This window comes from Pseudomonas sp. TE6283 (genome assembly GCF_054060555.1).
The window spans coordinates 263546-279408 of record NZ_JBSSDH010000007.1 but is presented as its reverse complement, the minus strand read 5'-3'; the positions used below and the strand labels follow the sequence as shown (position 1 = coordinate 279408).

The 15863-nt window shown below is 67.6% G+C and carries 14 protein-coding genes; 5 read left to right on the top strand and 9 right to left on the bottom strand.

Annotated features, from left to right (window positions below):
* Positions 1 to 199: 199 nt before the first annotated feature.
* From ACVWZ5_RS12870 to ACVWZ5_RS12860, 3 genes are read right to left on the bottom strand one after another with little or no spacing between them, the layout of a single operon-like run.
* Complete coding sequence (locus ACVWZ5_RS12870; protein ID WP_062574332.1) at positions 200 to 787, bottom strand: TetR/AcrR family transcriptional regulator; 588 nt, start codon at positions 785 to 787, stop codon at positions 200 to 202.
* 12 nt (positions 788 to 799) lie between these two features.
* Positions 800 to 1648: a 3-hydroxybutyryl-CoA dehydrogenase gene (locus ACVWZ5_RS12865; RefSeq protein ID WP_280071449.1), complete on the bottom strand. Its 849-nt coding sequence runs from the start codon at positions 1646 to 1648 to the stop codon at positions 800 to 802.
* Between the two features lie 14 nt (positions 1649 to 1662).
* On the bottom strand, positions 1663 to 2847 hold the full coding sequence (locus ACVWZ5_RS12860; protein ID WP_062574330.1) for an acetyl-CoA C-acyltransferase family protein: 1185 nt from the start codon (positions 2845 to 2847) through the stop codon (positions 1663 to 1665).
* Positions 2848 to 3019: 172 nt separating this feature from the next.
* On the opposite strand from ACVWZ5_RS12860, the gene ACVWZ5_RS12855 reads away from it, so the two are divergent.
* Complete coding sequence (locus ACVWZ5_RS12855; protein ID WP_062574329.1) at positions 3020 to 4033, top strand: AraC family transcriptional regulator; 1014 nt, start codon at positions 3020 to 3022, stop codon at positions 4031 to 4033.
* Between the two features lie 24 nt (positions 4034 to 4057).
* On the opposite strand, the gene ACVWZ5_RS12850 is transcribed toward ACVWZ5_RS12855, so the two are convergent.
* The 4 genes from ACVWZ5_RS12850 to ACVWZ5_RS12835 all read right to left on the bottom strand — a co-directional run bounded on the left by ACVWZ5_RS12850 (position 4058) and on the right by ACVWZ5_RS12835 (position 10076).
* Positions 4058 to 5419 (bottom strand): APC family permease, encoded by a 1362-nt coding sequence (locus ACVWZ5_RS12850; protein WP_457340661.1) that lies wholly within the window; start codon positions 5417 to 5419, stop codon positions 4058 to 4060.
* Between the two features lie 163 nt (positions 5420 to 5582).
* Positions 5583 to 6833, bottom strand: a complete 1251-nt coding sequence (locus ACVWZ5_RS12845) for a carbohydrate porin (protein ID WP_186600531.1) — start codon at positions 6831 to 6833, stop codon at positions 5583 to 5585.
* 109 nt (positions 6834 to 6942) lie between these two features.
* Positions 6943 to 9348: a glucose/quinate/shikimate family membrane-bound PQQ-dependent dehydrogenase gene (locus ACVWZ5_RS12840; protein ID WP_457340658.1), complete on the bottom strand. Its 2406-nt coding sequence runs from the start codon at positions 9346 to 9348 to the stop codon at positions 6943 to 6945.
* A 134-nt stretch (positions 9349 to 9482) separates the two neighbouring features.
* Positions 9483 to 10076: a TetR/AcrR family transcriptional regulator gene (locus ACVWZ5_RS12835; RefSeq protein ID WP_062574325.1), complete on the bottom strand. Its 594-nt coding sequence runs from the start codon at positions 10074 to 10076 to the stop codon at positions 9483 to 9485.
* A gap of 103 nt (positions 10077 to 10179) precedes the next feature.
* Here ACVWZ5_RS12835 and ACVWZ5_RS12830 point away from each other — a divergent pair, with 103 nt between their 5' ends.
* Positions 10180 to 11547, top strand: coding sequence for an MATE family efflux transporter (locus ACVWZ5_RS12830; protein WP_172402434.1), 1368 nt, complete (start codon positions 10180 to 10182; stop codon positions 11545 to 11547).
* Here the strand turns inward: ACVWZ5_RS12830 and ACVWZ5_RS12825 are convergent.
* Positions 11538 to 11867, bottom strand: coding sequence for a cupin domain-containing protein (locus tag ACVWZ5_RS12825; RefSeq protein WP_028690708.1), 330 nt, complete (start codon positions 11865 to 11867; stop codon positions 11538 to 11540). The two genes, ACVWZ5_RS12830 and ACVWZ5_RS12825, sit on opposite strands and share 10 nt — an antisense overlap.
* A gap of 73 nt (positions 11868 to 11940) precedes the next feature.
* Here ACVWZ5_RS12825 and ACVWZ5_RS12820 point away from each other — a divergent pair, with 73 nt between their 5' ends.
* A complete protein-coding gene (locus ACVWZ5_RS12820) occupies positions 11941 to 12840 on the top strand; it encodes a LysR family transcriptional regulator (protein WP_457340657.1) in 900 nt (299 codons plus the stop codon).
* A 107-nt stretch (positions 12841 to 12947) separates the two neighbouring features.
* Positions 12948 to 14144, top strand: coding sequence for an MFS transporter (locus ACVWZ5_RS12815; RefSeq protein WP_457340656.1), 1197 nt, complete (start codon positions 12948 to 12950; stop codon positions 14142 to 14144).
* A gap of 12 nt (positions 14145 to 14156) precedes the next feature.
* On the opposite strand, the gene ACVWZ5_RS12810 is transcribed toward ACVWZ5_RS12815, so the two are convergent.
* A complete protein-coding gene (locus ACVWZ5_RS12810; protein WP_457340655.1) occupies positions 14157 to 14768 on the bottom strand; it encodes a LysE family translocator in 612 nt (203 codons plus the stop codon).
* Positions 14769 to 14868: 100 nt separating this feature from the next.
* Between ACVWZ5_RS12810 and ACVWZ5_RS12805 the strand changes: the two genes are divergently transcribed.
* Positions 14869 to 15849: a GlxA family transcriptional regulator gene (locus ACVWZ5_RS12805; protein ID WP_062574320.1), complete on the top strand. Its 981-nt coding sequence runs from the start codon at positions 14869 to 14871 to the stop codon at positions 15847 to 15849.
* Positions 15850 to 15863: the final 14 nt, after the last annotated feature.

Below are 15863 nucleotides of genomic sequence, written 5' to 3'. Positions count from 1 at the left end.
GGGCCGGATGAACGGAGCGGAACGGTTTTGCCTACTTTTCCCACGAGAAAAGTAGGCCGCCGTAAAGGCGGAAAGGTGACTAAATGTCGCTATCTCCTACGAATGCGCATGCAAAAACCAAAACAATCACCAAGGAGCCAGAGCCAGAGCCAGAGCCAGAGCCAGAACCAGAACCAGAACCAGAACCAGAACCAGAACCCTACCCCAAAGCCCCCTCCACAGCCCCCACCACCAAACTCTCCATCAACCCAACCCCCTCAACCTCACCCAGCCCCTTCCCCCGCAACATCCCAGGCAACTGATTCAACAGCGTAGCCAGCACATGCCCGCTAGCCGCCAGTGCCTGCGCGCCCAACCGCGCCTGCGGCGCAATCAACCGTAAAAGCCCGGTTTCATAGCGCTCCCGCAAGCCCGCCAGGCGCACCTGCTGCTCCCCGGTGAGGCAGCAGAAATCCCGCTCGGCCAGGCGAAACTGCAACGGCCGCTCCCCATGCAACTGCCAGTGCGCGGCAATCAGGCAGGCCAGCACCGGCCGCCCTTGGGCCCGCGCCCGACGGCCCAGGTCCAGGGTGGCCTGCAACTCCTCGTACAGTTCTTCGATCAGGTCGTACAAGAGGTCCTGCTTGCTGGGGAAATGGTGATAAAGCGAGCCCGCGGTCAAGCCCACGTGCGCCGCCAGCTCACGCATGCTGACCTGGCCGAAGCCTTTCTCGGCGAACAGGGCCATGGCCCGGTCACGCCGCTCCTCGAAATTGGCGCAGCGCAGCGCCGCGTTGACCGGGGGCATGGCGCGGCTCCGTCAGTAGGTGAAGAAGCCGCGGCCGCTCTTGCGCCCCAGGTAGCCGGCGGCAACCATCTCCTTGAGCAGCGGGGCGGGGCGGTACTTGCTGTCGTTGAAGCCCTCGTGGAAGGCCTCCATGATCGCCAGCAAGGTGTCCAGGCCCACCAGGTCGGCCAGGGCCAGCGGACCGATCGGCTGGTTGCAGCCCAGGCGCATGCCGGTGTCGATGTCCTCGGCGCTGGCCAGGCCTTCCTGGAGTACGAAGATCGCCTCGTTGATCATCGGCACCAGGATCCGGTTGACCACGAAGCCTGGGCGGTTGCCGGCGGTGATCGGCGTCTTGCCGAGCTTCTCGGTGACCAGCAGCGCCTGGGCGTAGGTCGCATCGCTGGTCTGCAGGCCGCGAATGATCTCGACCAGCGCCATCATCGGCACCGGGTTGAAGAAGTGCACGCCGATGAAACGCTGCGGCTGTTCGATACTGGCCGCCAGCTGGGTGACCGACAGCGACGAAGTGTTGGTGGCGATCAGGCACTCGGCGCCGACGTTGGCGGCCACCTGCTGCAGGATGCGCTGCTTGAGCGCAAGATTCTCGGTGGCCGCCTCGATCACCAGCTGCGCGTCCGCCAGATGGGCATAATCGGTGCTGGTGCGGATCCGGGCCTTGGCGGCGCTGGCCTTGTCGGCGTCGATGGTGCCCTTGCCGACCTGGCGCTCGAGGTTCTTGCCCAGGGTCGCCACGCCGCGCTCCAGCGCGGCGTCGGAGACGTCCACCAGCAGGACCTGGTAGCCGGCCAGCGCGCACACCTGGGCGATGCCGTTGCCCATGGTGCCGGCGCCGATCACGGCGATGTGTTCGATGTTCATGTTGCTGACTCCTTTCAGACGCGTTCGAAGACGACGGCGATGCCTTGGCCGCCGCCGATGCACATGGTGGCCAGGGCGTAGCGGCCCTGGACGCGATGCAGTTCATGGATGGCCTTGGTGGCGATGATCGCGCCGGTGGCGCCGACCGGGTGGCCGAGGGAAATGCCCGAGCCGTTGGGGTTGACCTTCTCCGGGTCGAAGCCCAGGGCGCGGGCCACGGCGCAGGCCTGGGAGGCGAAGGCTTCGTTGGACTCGATCACGTCCAGGTCGGCGACCCTCAGGCCGGCTTTTTCCAGCACCTTCTGCGTGGCCGGGATCGGGCCCAGGCCCATCAGTGCCGGTTCCACGCCGGCGTGGGCGTAGGCGACGATCCGCGCCAGCGGCTTGAGGCCCTGGCGGCGCACGGCGTCACCGGTGGCCAGGACCAGGCCGGCGGCGCCATCGTTGATACTGCTGGCGTTGCCGGCGGTGACGGTGCCGTCCTTCTTGAACACCGCCTTCATGGCCGCCAGCTGTTCGGCGCTGGCGTCGCCGCGCACGTTCTCGTCCACGGCGAACTGCACGGGGCCTTTGCGGGTCTTGATCTCGATCGGCACGATCTGGCCGTCGAAGCGGCCTTCGGCGATGGCGCGGGCGGCGCGGCGCTGGCTGGTCAGGGCGACCTCGTCCTGCATCTGGCGGCTGATGCCGTGGGCCGCCGCGACGTTCTCGGCGGTGATGCCCATGTGGAAGTGCTCGAACGGGTCCTGGAGGATGCCGACCATGTAGTCGATACCCTGCAGGTCACCCATGCGCGCGCCCCAGCGGGCCTGCGGCAGCAGGTAGGGGCCGCGGCTCATGGACTCGGCGCCGGCGGCCAGGGCGATGTCGCTGTCGCCCAGCAGCAGGCCCTGGGCGGCCGAGACGATGGCCTGCAGGCCCGAGCCGCACAGGCGGTTGACGCTGAAGGCCGGGGTTTCCTTGGGAATGCCGGCGTTCATCGCCGCGACCCGGCCCAGGTAGGCGTCGCGTGGTTCGGTGGGGATCACGTTGCCCATCACCACATGGCCGATCTGCTCGGCGGCGACGCCCGAGCGCTCGATGGCGGCGCGGGTCACCTGGGTGGCGAGGTCGGCCAGGGGCAGGTCCTTGAGCGAACCGCCGAAGCTGCCGATGGCCGAACGTACCGCGCTGACGACGAAGATTTCTGTGCTGCTCATGGGGGGCTCCGTTTGCGAAGGCGTGGCGGGGTGGGAGTGGCTCTGCGAGAATGGCGGCCGCACCCTCCCGGGGTGGATCGAGTCTAGGCAAAGGCACTCAGGCGGCCTATGCCGGATCTGTTCAGTCAACCTGGCATTTTTTGCCACTCAGCATAGACAGCGGACTTCTGCCATGCGCGATAGCGATACGGTCGCGGTGTACTTCCTCAATGCCATGCTTCACGCCTTGCGTGAGCGGCCACAGGCGCGCGATGCCCATCTGCGGGCGGTGGGCATCGACCCGCAGGTGCTGGCCCAGCCGCTGGCGCGGGTACCGGCCAAGGCGTTCGCCCAACTGTGGCTGGCGCTGATCGACGAACTGCACGATGAGTTCTTCCGCCTCGACAGCCATGGCATGCCCCTGGGCAGCTTCGCCCTGATCTGCCGCGGGCTGATCCAGGAGCCGACCCTGGGCAAGGCGTTGCGTCAGTGCCTGGGCAGTTTCGCCCTGTTTTTGCGCGACCTGAACGGCAGTGTCACGGTGCGCGGTGCGCGCACCGTGATCAGCGTGCAATCGAACATCGCCGACCCGCTGACCCGGGTCTATGCCGAGGAAACCTACCTGGTCCTGGTGATCGGCCTGCTGTGCTGGCTGGCCGGTCGGCGCATCGCCATCGACCGTACCGAGCTGGCCCTGGGGCGCCCGGCGCAGGAGGATGACGCGCTGCTCTGGGGGCCGGACCTGCGCCTGGGCAGCGGACGCACCGAGGTGGAGTTCGACAGCGCCTGGCTGCGCTTGCCGGTGGTGCAGGACCTGACGGCGCTGAAGGGTTTTCTGCGCAGCGCGCCGCAAGGGCTGGTGATCCGCTTTCGCAACCAGAACGGCCTGGTGGCCGAGGTCTATCGCCACCTGCGCGCCCGCCACTACGGGCAGTGGCCGACGCTCAACGCCATGGCTGAACGGCAGCGGCTCAGCGCCAGCAGCTTTCGCCGCCAGCTGGAGCGAGAGGGGCGCTCGTACCAGCAGATCAAGGACGAAGTACGCCGGGCGATGGCCTTCGAACTCTTGCGCGAAGGCCACCTGAGCATCGCCGAGATCGCCGAGCACACCGGGTTCCAGGAACCCAGTGCGTTTCACCGGGCGTTCAAGAAGTGGACCGGGCAGAGTCCGGGCAGCTATCGGGCCAAGCGCGCCTCTTCGGCATGATGGGGCGTGCTTGGTCCGCTATCGCTAAAGCGGTTCGGGCCTGAACAACGGCTTCTTCATCACGCCCTTGATCCAGACCAGCGCGATCAGCGATACCACCGCCAGCACGATCCCTGCCGTACCGAAGACCTTCAGGTTCATCTCCGGGCTGGGCGAGGCATGCCAGATCGCATACAGCATCCCGCCGATGCCGAACAGCTGCGGCAGCGGATAGAGCGGGGTGCGGAATGGCCTCGCCCGATGCGGGTAGCGCAACCGCAGGGCGATCACGTCAAGGTGCACGATGATGTACGCCAGCAGCCAGGCCAGGGCGGCGGCCAGTAGCAGCAGGTTGATCGCGGCGGCGTCCTGGCCCATCAGCAGGATCGGCAGGCCGGTGATCGCCGCCACGAACAGCACGGCCACCCAGGGCGTGCGCGCCCGCGGACTGAGCTGCTTGAACTGGGGAAACGCCTGGCCATTGCAGGCCATGCCATAGAGCATGCGCGGAATGGCCGCGAGCGAGGTGTTGAGGGTGCTGCAGGTGGCGGTCACCGCGGCGATCACCAGGAACACCTCGCCGGTCTTGCCGAACACCGTGGTGGCGAACAGGTAATGGGGCAGGGCATCGCTGCTCAGGGCTTCGCGGGGCACCAGGAACAATGCACCCAGGCCGTACAGGCCAATGGTGGCGAAGATCACGGTCAGGCCGATGATCATCGAACGCGGAATGTTGCGTTCGGGCTTGCGGGTTTCCTCCACCAGCGAGCAGACGAACTCGGCGCCGACGAAGCCCCACACTGCCATGGCGGTCAGGGCCAGCACCCCGGCGCCCATCGGGTTCCAGTCGCCCTGCAGCAGCGTGGTGGTGACCCCTTCGGCATGTCCTTCGCTGATCGCGGCGACGCCGAGGATCAGCAGCACGATCACCATGACCACGGCCATGGCGCTCTGCAGCTTGGCGAAGATGTCGATGCCCATCAGGTTCAGGCCGGTGAACAGCGCGAGCACGCCGAAGGCCACCGAGTATTGCGGGAACACCCCGGGGTAGACCTTGGCGACGATCAGGTCGAGCAACAGCAGTTCGGCCGACAGGGCGAACATGGCCACCACCACGTAGCCGGAGAAGGTCGCCAGGATCGCCGGGAAGTGCCCCAGCGCCACCTCGGTGTAACTCGACAGGCTGCCGGCACGGGGCACCAGCAGGGCCAGTTCGGAGAAGGAAAAGGCGTAGCTCAGGGCCAGCAGGTAGGCCAGCCCCAACGGCACGATGAAGCCCAGGCCGGCGGCACCGACCCCCTGCAGCATCATCACCATCACCCCTTGCGACACCACCAGGCCCACGGCCACCGCCAGCAGCGACCCCAGCCCCAGGACCCGGCGAAAGCCGGCTTGATCGTGCTGCATGCTGGCAGGCACGGACGCACTTGCACTCATGACAGTTCCCCGCTCTTTGTTGTTGTAGTTGCGCCAGATACTGGGACAGGGTGCGGGGCGGGGAAATTAGTAAATATGTGGTTGCTAGGCAGGAAAAAGCTAGGCGCTCCTCCAGAGCCCGCCAGGCCTGTTTTCAGAACGTCGCCTTGACCTGCAAGCCGAATATCAGCGCATTGTCGATGTCCTTCCCGGAAAACGCTCCCGGCTCGACGATGTACTGCACATCCGGGCGCAGGTTCAGCCAAGCGGTGGCCTGGTAGCCATAGCTCAGCTCGACCAGTTGCTCGGCGCTGTCGAGGTTCGGGAAGGGTTGCCCGGCATCGACGGCCGCATCTTCCAGCACATCGCGGCTACGTGGGTTCGGTACCGCGCGGCCATACCCCAGGGCAACGGTATCCCGTGGCCGGCTTGCGAATGGCTGGTACAGCACCACGCCTGCGCCGTACCACCGGGTGAATGGCGAGGCGGCCTTGCTCGAGGCCGAGTACTGGCCGAAGGCATGCAGGCTGCGCCCGGGCGATGCCGGGTCGTTCCACACGGCCTGGTCGACCAGCAGGTAATGCCCGCCACGACCGGCGACCTCCTCGCTGCTGCCGATGCGCTTCACGTTCGAGCTGTCGTAGTAGTAACCTAGCTTGTACTCGCCCGGCAGTTCGCCGCGCAGCTTGTACACCAGCTCCACCGGGACCACGGTGCCGGTGGTGTGCTTGGGACCCAGGTGCCAGGCGCGGCTGGAATTACCGTTGCTCTCGGGGTCGACGTTGAACGTCGCCACCCGCAGTTGCCAGTCGGGCGCGAGGTCATATTTCACCCGTACGCCGAGGTGGGCGTTGGGGTAGTTGGTCCAGCCGCTGCCGCCGGACATGTTCAGCGGGTGGCCACAGAAGCCGGCGTTCATGAAGTTGCACAGGATGCCGCTGTCCAGCCCGCCGAGGTCGTTGCCCATGGCCATGTAGCCGAGCTTGAGGTTGAGCGCGGGCGACAGGTTGCGCTCGTAGCTGAGTTCGGTCAGGCGGGTGTAGAGACCGCCGTAGTTTTCCTGGATCGGCAGGCGGTTGCCTACCAGGTCTTCTGAAGCGCTGTTGCCACGGCGGTCGTTGATAGTCAGCTGGACCTTGCCGCCGTTGTCCAGGCCGGACAGCTTCGACAGGTCGAACTGCACGCCCAGCTTGAGGTTCTGCGAGTAGCGGGCCGAACGGTGCAGGCCACCATGGGCGTTGTAGGCGGTCTCGCCGCTGTAGTCGCCGGTGAAGGTGATGCCGTCTGCCGCGAGCTGCTGGCGCAGACCGCCCCAGTCGCCGGTCAGGGTGTTGTCGGCGGCGAATGCAGCAGTGCTGGCGAGGGCAAGAAGCAGGGGGGGCGTGAGGCGTGAAACGGATGACATTGCGGAGTCTCGGGTTGTCTGAAAGGGCCTGCATCGCCGCCAAGCCGGCTCCTACACTGAGTGCACGGACCCTGTGGGAGCCGGCTTGCCGGCGATGCAGGCGACGCGATTACGGCAGGGCGTACGCCATCACGTAGTCGCCACGGTCGGTCGACTGGCGCGCGCCGCCGGCGGTGACCACCACGTACTGCTTGCCGGTTTTCGGCGACACATAGGTCATCGGGCCGCCCTGGCTGCCGACCGGGAGGCGGGCCTTCCAGATCTCGTTGCCGTTGCCGCTGTCGTAGGCGCGCAGGTAGAAGTCCTGGGTGCCGGCGATGAACACCAGGCCACCTTGGGTGGACAGGGTGCCGCCCAGGGTCGGCAGGCCGATCTTGATCGGCAGGTGCATGCGGATCCCCAGGGGGCCGGTGTCCTCGACGGTGCCGACCGGCACCTGCCAGGCGACCTGCCGGGTCTTCATGTCGATGGCGGTGAGGGTGCCGAACGGCGGCGCCTGGCACGGAATACCGGCCACCGACAGGAAGCGGTTCTTGTTCACCGCGTACGGCGTGCCCTTGAGCGGCACCGCGCCCATGCCGGTGTTCAGCGCCTCGCCGCCGCCTGCCGCCGCGCCCTGGTTCTGCGACGGGATCATCTGGATCCACAGGCCCAGGCGCATGTCGTTGACGAAGATGAAACCATGCACCGGGTCGGTGGAGAGGCTGCCCCAGTTCATGCCGCCCAGCGAGCCGGGGAAGCTCAGCGACAGGTCGGTGCCCGGCGCGGTGTACAGGCCGTCGTAGCGCATCTTCTTGAAGTCGATGCGGCACAGCAGTTGGTCGTACGGGGTGGCGCCCCACATGTCCGATTCGGTCAGGGTCTGCGCGCCGATCTGCGGCATGCCCACCGACTTTGGCTGGGTCGGCGAGTACGGCTCGTCAGGGATGTTGCCCGGCTTGACCGGTACTTCGTCGACCTGGGTCAGCGGCTTGCCGGTGGCGCGGTCGAGCACGTAGATCTGCCCGGCCTTGGTGCCGATCACCACGGCGGGCACGGTGCTGCCGTCATCTTTGGTGAAGTCGATCAGGCTCGGCTGCATTGGCAGGTCGAAATCCCAGAGATCGTTGTGCACGGTCTGGTACACCCACTTTTGGTTGCCCGTGGTGGCGTCCAAGGCCAGCACCGAGGCGCCGTAGGTGTGGTCCAGCTTGTTGCGCTCGACACCGTAGATATCGGTGGACGAGGAACCCATCGGCAGGAACAGGGTGTTCATCGCCGGGTCGTACGACATCGGCGCCCAGCTGTTGGGGGTGCTGCGCACGTAGGTCCGGTCGCCTTGCGGGGCTTCGCGGTCCTGCGGGTTGCCCGGGTCGAAGGCCCAGCGCTGGGCGCCTGTGATCACGTCAAAACCGCGGATCACGCCGCCGGGCATGTCGGTCTGCACGTTGTCGGCGACGCGGCCGCCGACCACCACGGTGGTGCCGGCCATCAGCGGTGCCGAGGACAGCTGGTAGTACGAGTCCGGTACGTTGCCCAGGCCGGCCTTGAGGTCGACCTTGCCGTTGTCGCCGAAGCCTTCGCAGAACGCGCCGGTGTCGGCATCGACCGCGATCAGGCGGGCATCGATGGTGTTGGTCAGCAGGCGGCGCTGGCAGTTGGCGCCGGCCGGCAGGCGGGTCTCACTGACTGGCGTGCTGTCAGGCTGGGTCGGCTGGGCGATCGGCGCGCTGGCGTCGAAGTAGGCCAGGCCGCGGCAGCGCTGCCAGACCTTGGACTGCGCGTTGATGGCGTTCTTCCACAGTTCCTTGCCGGTGTCGGCGTCGAGGGCGATCAGGTTGTTGTGCGGGGTGCAGATGAACACCTTGTCGCCTACCTGCAGCGGGGTGAGCTGGTCTTCGGCGCCGTTGCCGTCGCTGAGGGCGACGTCACCGGTGTGGTAGGTCCAGGCCACCTTGAGCTGGTCGACGTTGCCTCGGTTGATCTGGTCCAGCGCGGCGAAGCGGCTGCCGCCCTCGGTGTTGCCGTAGTGGGCCCAGTCCTTCTGCTGCTGGCCGGGTTGCACCGGCGTCAGGCCCGGGGCCTTGCCGGTGGGGGCGACGCTGGGATGGGCGACGAACATGTTGCCGGCGGCGATCACCAGCGCCACGCCCAGCAGGCCGGCGACGCCATAGGCGCCACGCGCCGGGCCTCGGACCAGTTGCGGATACACCAGCGCCACCACCAGGCCGATGGCGGCGAACATGAACAGCCGCGAGAACAGCGGCCAGAACACCAGCCCGGCATCGGCCACGGCCCAGACGGCGGTGCCGGCGAGAAACATCGCGTACAGCCAGGCGCCGGCCGGATTGCGACGGGCGATGAGCAGGCCGGCGATGGCCATGGCCAGGCCGCCGACCAGGAAGTACCAGGAACCGCCCAGGCCGGCCAGCTTGACGCCGCCGGCGGCCAGGAGCAGGCCGAGCAGAGCGATGACGACGCCCAGTCCGACCAGGATGAAGGTTGAGGCGCCGGAGGCGCGGGGTGAGTCTTTCATGCCAGGGATCTCGCAGGTGGAATGCGAGAAGTTTAAGCCCTTAGCAAGCTAATTAACAAGTTAGTACATTTCCGGCGAGCAAAATTCTGCAGGCTGCACGCCTCACGTGTAGGAGCGGCGCCACCTGCATGAACTCAGACCTGCAACCCCTCCAGCAAACAGCGCAACGCCCCCTTGACCCGCTCCGCCGCCGCCTGCGGATCGTCCTGGGCAATCACCCACATGCCGCTGTCGCCCATCGCGCCGTTGATCAGGTGAGCCATGGCCACGGCGTCGAAGGCGCGCAGCCTGCCGGCCTGCTGCAACTCCACCAGCCCCTGGGCCATGGGCCCGATGTAGCTGGCTTCCTCCAGTTCGCGCAGTCGCGGGCCGAGCACCCCGGGGGCGTCCTGCAGCAGGATGCGGCGCAGGGCCGGCTCGTGCAGCAGGTCGTAGTAGTACAGGCAGGTGTCGATATAGCCCTCCCACGGGTCGTCATGAGTGGCGTAGCGGGTGTCGATCGCCTGGTTGATCTCCTCGAGCAGGTGCTGCACCACAGCGGTGAACAGCCCGGCCTTGCCGCCAAAATGGTGGTGCAGGGCCCCGCGGGTGAGGTCGGCCTCGGCGCACAGTTCGTCCATCACCACGGCGGCAAAGCCCTTTTCGGCGAACTGGCGGCGGGCGACGGCGATCAGCCGTTCGGTAGTGTCCGCGCTCATGGCGGCGCGGCTGCGGCGAGGGGTGGGCATGGAGGGCTCCGAGTCAAGAACGATGGCTGCAAATTAGCATACGTTGCGTATGCCAATAAATGGCATTAGCATACGCGGCGTATGTAAATTGGAGGTGGCTACCGTGACTGCCCTCGCTTCACCCAAGAATGTTGCCTGGCTGGGCGAGCTGCCTGGCCTGTTGCGCCTGGCGCTGCCGCTGGTGCTGGGCCTATCGGCGGCCGAGCTGATCAGCCTGACCGATACCGTGCTGCTGGCCTCGCTGGGCACCGTGGTGCTGGCCTGTGTCGCGCTGACCAGCAGCGCCGGGCTGATCTTCCATGCCGGGCTGTACGGCATGCTCGCCACCCTCAGCGTGCGCGTCGGCCATGCCCATGGCGCAGACGACCCCGGCACCGTGGCACGCACGCTGCGTGCCGGGCTGGGTTATGGCCTGCTGGTGGGTATCCTCGGCTGCCTGGCGATGCTGGCCTGTCTGCCCTTGGTGCAATGGTTGGGCGTACCGCTGCCCGATGTGGCGCTGCTGACGCCGTACTGGCAGGCGATGGCGGTGTTCCTGATCCCGTACTGCCTGGCGGTGGTGTTCAAGGACGTGCTGGAAGCCATCGGCCGGCCCTGGGTGGGTGTGCTGCTGGTGATGAACGCGGTGCTGTTCAACATTCCGCTGAGCTATGGGCTGATCCACGGCCATTTCGGCTTGCCGGCGCTGGGCCTGCTGGGGGCGGGTATCGCCAGTGTGATCGCCGAATCGCTGGCGGTGCTGCTGGCCCTGGCTTACTGGCGCCTGGCGCCCTCGCTGGCGAGTTACCGTCAGGCTGCCCAAGGGGCACGATTGACCTGGCGCACGCTGTTGGGCGAGGGCTGGCCGCTGGGCCTGGGGTATCTTGCCGAGGCCGGCGCGGTGGTGATCGCTGCCTGGATGCTCGGCTGGCTGGGCAATGCGGCCCTGGCGGCCAACCAGGTGGTGCAGTCGATCGGCGCGCTGCTGTACATGCTGCCGCTGGGCATGGCGGCGGCGGTCAGCATCCGCATCAGCCAGGCCCAGGGCCGCGGTGAGACGGCACGCATCCGCGCCATCGGCAGCGCCACCTTTGCCAGCGTCACTGCCTGGATGCTGGTGGCCACCATGTTGCTGGCGCTGTTCGGGCGCTCCATCGCCGAGGCCATGAGCGACGACCCGCAGGTAATCGCCATCGCCGTGCCGATGTTCGTGGTGGTCGCGGCCATGCAGGTGGCCGATGGCCTGCAGTCCACCGCGCTGGGCGCCTTGCGCGGCCTGCAGGACTACCGCTGGCCGGTGGGCGTGACCTTGGTCAGCTACTGGCTGCTGGCGCTGCCACTGAGCTACTGGCTGGCCTTCCACTCCTCGCTGGGCGCGGTGGGCGTCTGGGTCGGCTTCGCCTGCGGCCTGACCGTGGCGGCGGTGCTGCTGCCGTGGCGGTTCTATCGCCTGCAGGCAACGCCCGCCACGGCGGTACTGGCTCAGCCCTGATAGAACACCGCCAGCCATACCGTCGCCACGCCGGGCTCGGTCCATTCCACCCGGTGGCGGCAACCGGGCGGGATGTCCAGATGGTCGCCGGGGCGCAGCACGCGGGTATGTGGCTCGTGCTCCAGGCGCAGCCCGGCGCTGCCGCTGAGCACGACCACCCATTCGCCCTCGGCCTGGTCGTACCAGAACCCCGGCGGGCTGGACTGGCCGCTGGAGACGATACGCTCGATGCGCAGGCCCGGGCGCCGGAGCAGGTCGGTGAACTGCTCGTCGGCGTCGGGCGCGAGCGGGGGCAGGGCGCTGAACAGGTTGTCGGGCATGGGTGTCTCGCGTGGTTGATTCCAGTCGGTGATTGTAGGAAGGTTTCGGCCTTTGCCTCCTGGAAGATTGACGATGGACAAGCTGCTGGCGCTCAAGGTGTTCATGGCCACCGCCGAGGCCGGCGGCTTTTCCGCCGCCGCGCGCAGGCTCGGGGTGGCGACCTCCTCGGTGACCCGCCAGGTCGACGCCCTGGAACTTGAGCTGGGGGCCAGCCTGCTCAACCGCTCGACCCGCCAGGTCAGCCTGACCGAAGCCGGCGCCAGCTACTACCAGCGGGCCCGCGAGATTCTCGAGGCCTTGGCCGAGGCCGACGCCAGCGTCGCCGATCGCGGCGAGGAGCCGGTCGGCGTGTTGCGCCTGTGCCTGCCGGTGGAGTTCGGTCGCCGGGTCATCGCTCCGCACCTGGGCGCGTTCCTCGCCCGTTACCCGGCACTGGAGCTGGACATCGACCTGAGCGACCGCTTTGACGACCTGCTCGATGGCCGCTACGACCTGAGCATCCGCCTTGGCGAGCCGGCGCCCAGTGATGAACTGGTGTGTCGCCCGCTGGGGCGCTTCGAGCGCTGGTTGGTGGCCAGCCCGGCGTACCTGCGCCAGCAGCCGGCGCTGAGCGAGCCGCAGCAACTGGCCGCGTGCGCCTGCCTGCGTTTTCGCTACGGCCAGTCGGCGCGGCCGTGGCGGCTAAGCCTGGGCGAGCAGCGCCTGGAACTGGACGTCAGCGGCCCGTTGCGCAGCGCCAACGCCGACCTCTTGCGTGAGGCGGCCATTGCCGGCAGCGGCGTGGCGCTGCTGGCCGACTGGCTGGTGCGCGAGGATGTCGAGGCCGGGCGCCTGCAGCGGCTGTTCGCCGACTGGACGGTGAGTCCGGGGGCGGCCAGTGCCAGCATCAACGCCTTGTACCTGCCCAACCACCGCGGCTCGCGCCGGGTCATGGCGTTCGTCGCCTTCTGCGAGGGGTTGCTGGCCGGCTGATGCGTTGCGCGCCGCGCAAAGGCCCGTTGCGCGGGCGATGGATTCTCGCCGGGGCGGATGTCCGTCACCCTTCGCGCACATCCTTTCGCAAGCCGAGGTGCCCTCGAATGAATCCCTCCCTCGCCGTCGCCCAGACATCAGCACGGAGCCTGAGCCGGGCCCTGGTGACGCTGCTGGCGTTCTGCTGCGGCGCCATCGTCGCCAACATCTACTACGCCCAGCCCATCGTCGGCCTGATCGCGCCGGACCTGGGGCTGTCCACCGAGCGGGCCAGCCTGATCGTGTCCCTGACCCAGATCGGCTACGCCCTGGGCCTGTTGTTCCTGGTGCCGCTGGCCGACCTGCTGGAGAACCGCCGGTTGATGATCGCCACGGCGGTGCTGGCCACCGGCAGCCTGCTGCTGGCTGGCACCAGCGGTCACGGGCAGGGCGAGGTGTTCCTGCTGTACGCACTGCTGATCGGCTTCAGCTCGGTGGCGGTGCAGATGCTGATACCGCTGGCGGCGCACCTGGCGCCGGAGCGCGAGCGTGGCCGGGTGGTCGGCAACATCATGGGTGGGTTGCTGCTGGGCATCCTGCTGGCGCGGCCGCTGGCGAGCCTGGTGGCCGATCACTTCGGCTGGCGTGCGGTGTTTGTCGGCGCCGCCGGGGTGATGGTGGCGATCATCCTGCTGCTGGCGTTGACCTTGCCCCGCCGGCTGCCGGAGCACAAGGCCAGTTATGCCGGGCTGATGGCCTCGTTGCTGGTGCTGTTGCGCCGCCATCCGGTGTTGCGCCAGCGGGCGCTGTACCAGGCGCTGATGTTCGCCGCCTTCAGCCTGTACTGGACGGCGGTGCCGCTGGCGCTGGCTGGCGAGCACGGCCTGTCGCAGAGCCAGATCGCGCTGTTCGCCCTGGTGGGCGCGGTGGGCGCGGTGGCGGCGCCGCTGGCCGGGCGCCTGGCCGATGCCGGGCATGCGCGACGCGCTTCGCTGCTGGCGATGGCCCTGGCGCCGCTGGCGTTACTGCTTGGCTTGAGCGTACCGGGCGCCAGCGTGATCGGCCTGGGGTTGACCGGGGTGCTGCTGGATTTCGCCGTGCAGATGAACATGGTCATCGGCCAGCGTGAGGTGTACGCGCTGGATCCGGCCAGCCGTGGCCGGCTCAATGCCCTGTACATGACCAGCATCTTCCTCGGTGGGGCGCTGGGCTCGGCGCTGGCCAGCGGGGTGTACGCGCAGTACGGCTGGAGCGGCGTGGCGTTGCTGGGGGCGGGATTGCCGGCGGTTGCGCTGGGGGTGTTCCTGGTTGTTTCCCGGCGATGATCCCCGGGGCTTCTATCGTCCCAGCGGCAGGGCCACGCCGATCAGTGCGAACAGGCTCGCGCAACAGCGATTGAACCCCCGGCCACCCTTGGCCAGCCACGGGCGGATGCGAAACGCCAGGCGTGCCAGCAGGTACTCCACCAGGCATTCGACACTGGCGAAGGTCGCCGCCATCGCCACGAACTGCACCAGCAGGCCACGCTGCGGGTCGATGAACTGGGGCAGGAACGCGCCATAGAACAGCAGCACCTTGGGGTTGGCCACAGCCGAAAGGCAGCCCTGGCGGAACAACCCGGCATTGCTCAGCGCCACACCGCCGCGCGGTTGTTCCAGGTGCAGCGCCGGTGTTCGCCACAGCTGGATCCCAAGCCAGACCAGATAGGCCCCGCCGATCCATTTGAGCACCGTCAGCAACGAGGCCGAGGCCTGCAGCAGGGCGTTCAGGCCGAACATGGTCAGGGCGATCAGGAGACTGAAGCCCAGCACGCCGCCGAGGATGGTGAACAGCGTGCGGCGGGCGCCGTACAGCGCGCCATGGGTCAGGGCCAGCAGACTGTTGGGGCCTGGGGTCAGCGACAGTCCGATGCTGGCGAGCAGGTAGATGAGCCAGGTGTCGAGTGCCATGGGGGAGCCTTGTGGATGTGCAGGGCGCCAGTGTAGGGCAGGGCAGTGGAAATACAGGGTAGTATCTGGTCATTGAATGGTTATATCTGGACATTCCTGAATGACACCCGACCTGCGTCTGCTGATCCTGCCTTTACCGGAGTTCGCCTTGCTGCCGTTCGGCGCGTTCCTCGACAAGCTGCGCTTCTCCGCCGACGACGAGGACTACAGCCGTCAGCGCTATTGCCGTTGGACAGTGCTCGGGCTGGACCGGGAGCCGGTGGTTTCAAGCAGCGCAGCGATTGTCCAGGTCGAGGCAACCCCTGCGCAGATCCGCTGGGGCGACTACGACCACCTGGTGCTGTTCGGCGGGCGCAACGCCAGTGCCACGGCGGCCTTGGCACCGCGCTACAAGGCCCTTTTGAAGCAGGCGAGCAAGGCCGGGGTGAAGCTGGTGTGTGTCGACAACGCGGCCTTCCTGTTGGCGGCCTGTGGCCTGCTGGACGGTCATCAGGTGGTGGTGCACTGGCGCCATGAAGCGGAGTTTCGCCTGGCCTTTCCCCGCGTGCGCCTGTTGACCGGGCAGCTGTTCTGCTTCGACGGTGAGCGCATCACCTGTGCCGGCGGCACGGCGGCCATCGACCTGGCGGTGGAGCTGATCGCCCGCGCCAGTGGCCGTGCCCGGGCGCTCAAGGGCCTGGCCGACATGCTGGTGGACGAAAGCCGGGACAGCCAGCACGCCTTGCGTTCGCTGGAGGCCGGCGCCGGGCAGGGACGCCAGGTGCAGCGGGCCACGGCGCTGATGCGCCATCACCTGGCGACGCAGCTGCCGGTGGAGGTATTGGCGGCAGAGCTGGGCATCAGCCGGCGCCAGCTCGACCGCCAGTTCCAGGCTTGCCATGGAATGAGCGCCAAGGCCTGGTGGCAGGAGCTACGCCTGCAGCAGGCGCGCTGGCGCTTGCTCAACTCCAGCCACAGCCTGGCGCAGATCGCCGATGAGGTGGGAATGGGGGATGCCAGCTACCTGGGCAAGTGGGTGCGGCGGCGGTTTGGTTGCACGGCACTGGCGTTACGCAGGTCGGGCCATGCGCCGTCCCTGTAGGAGCGGCCTTGCGT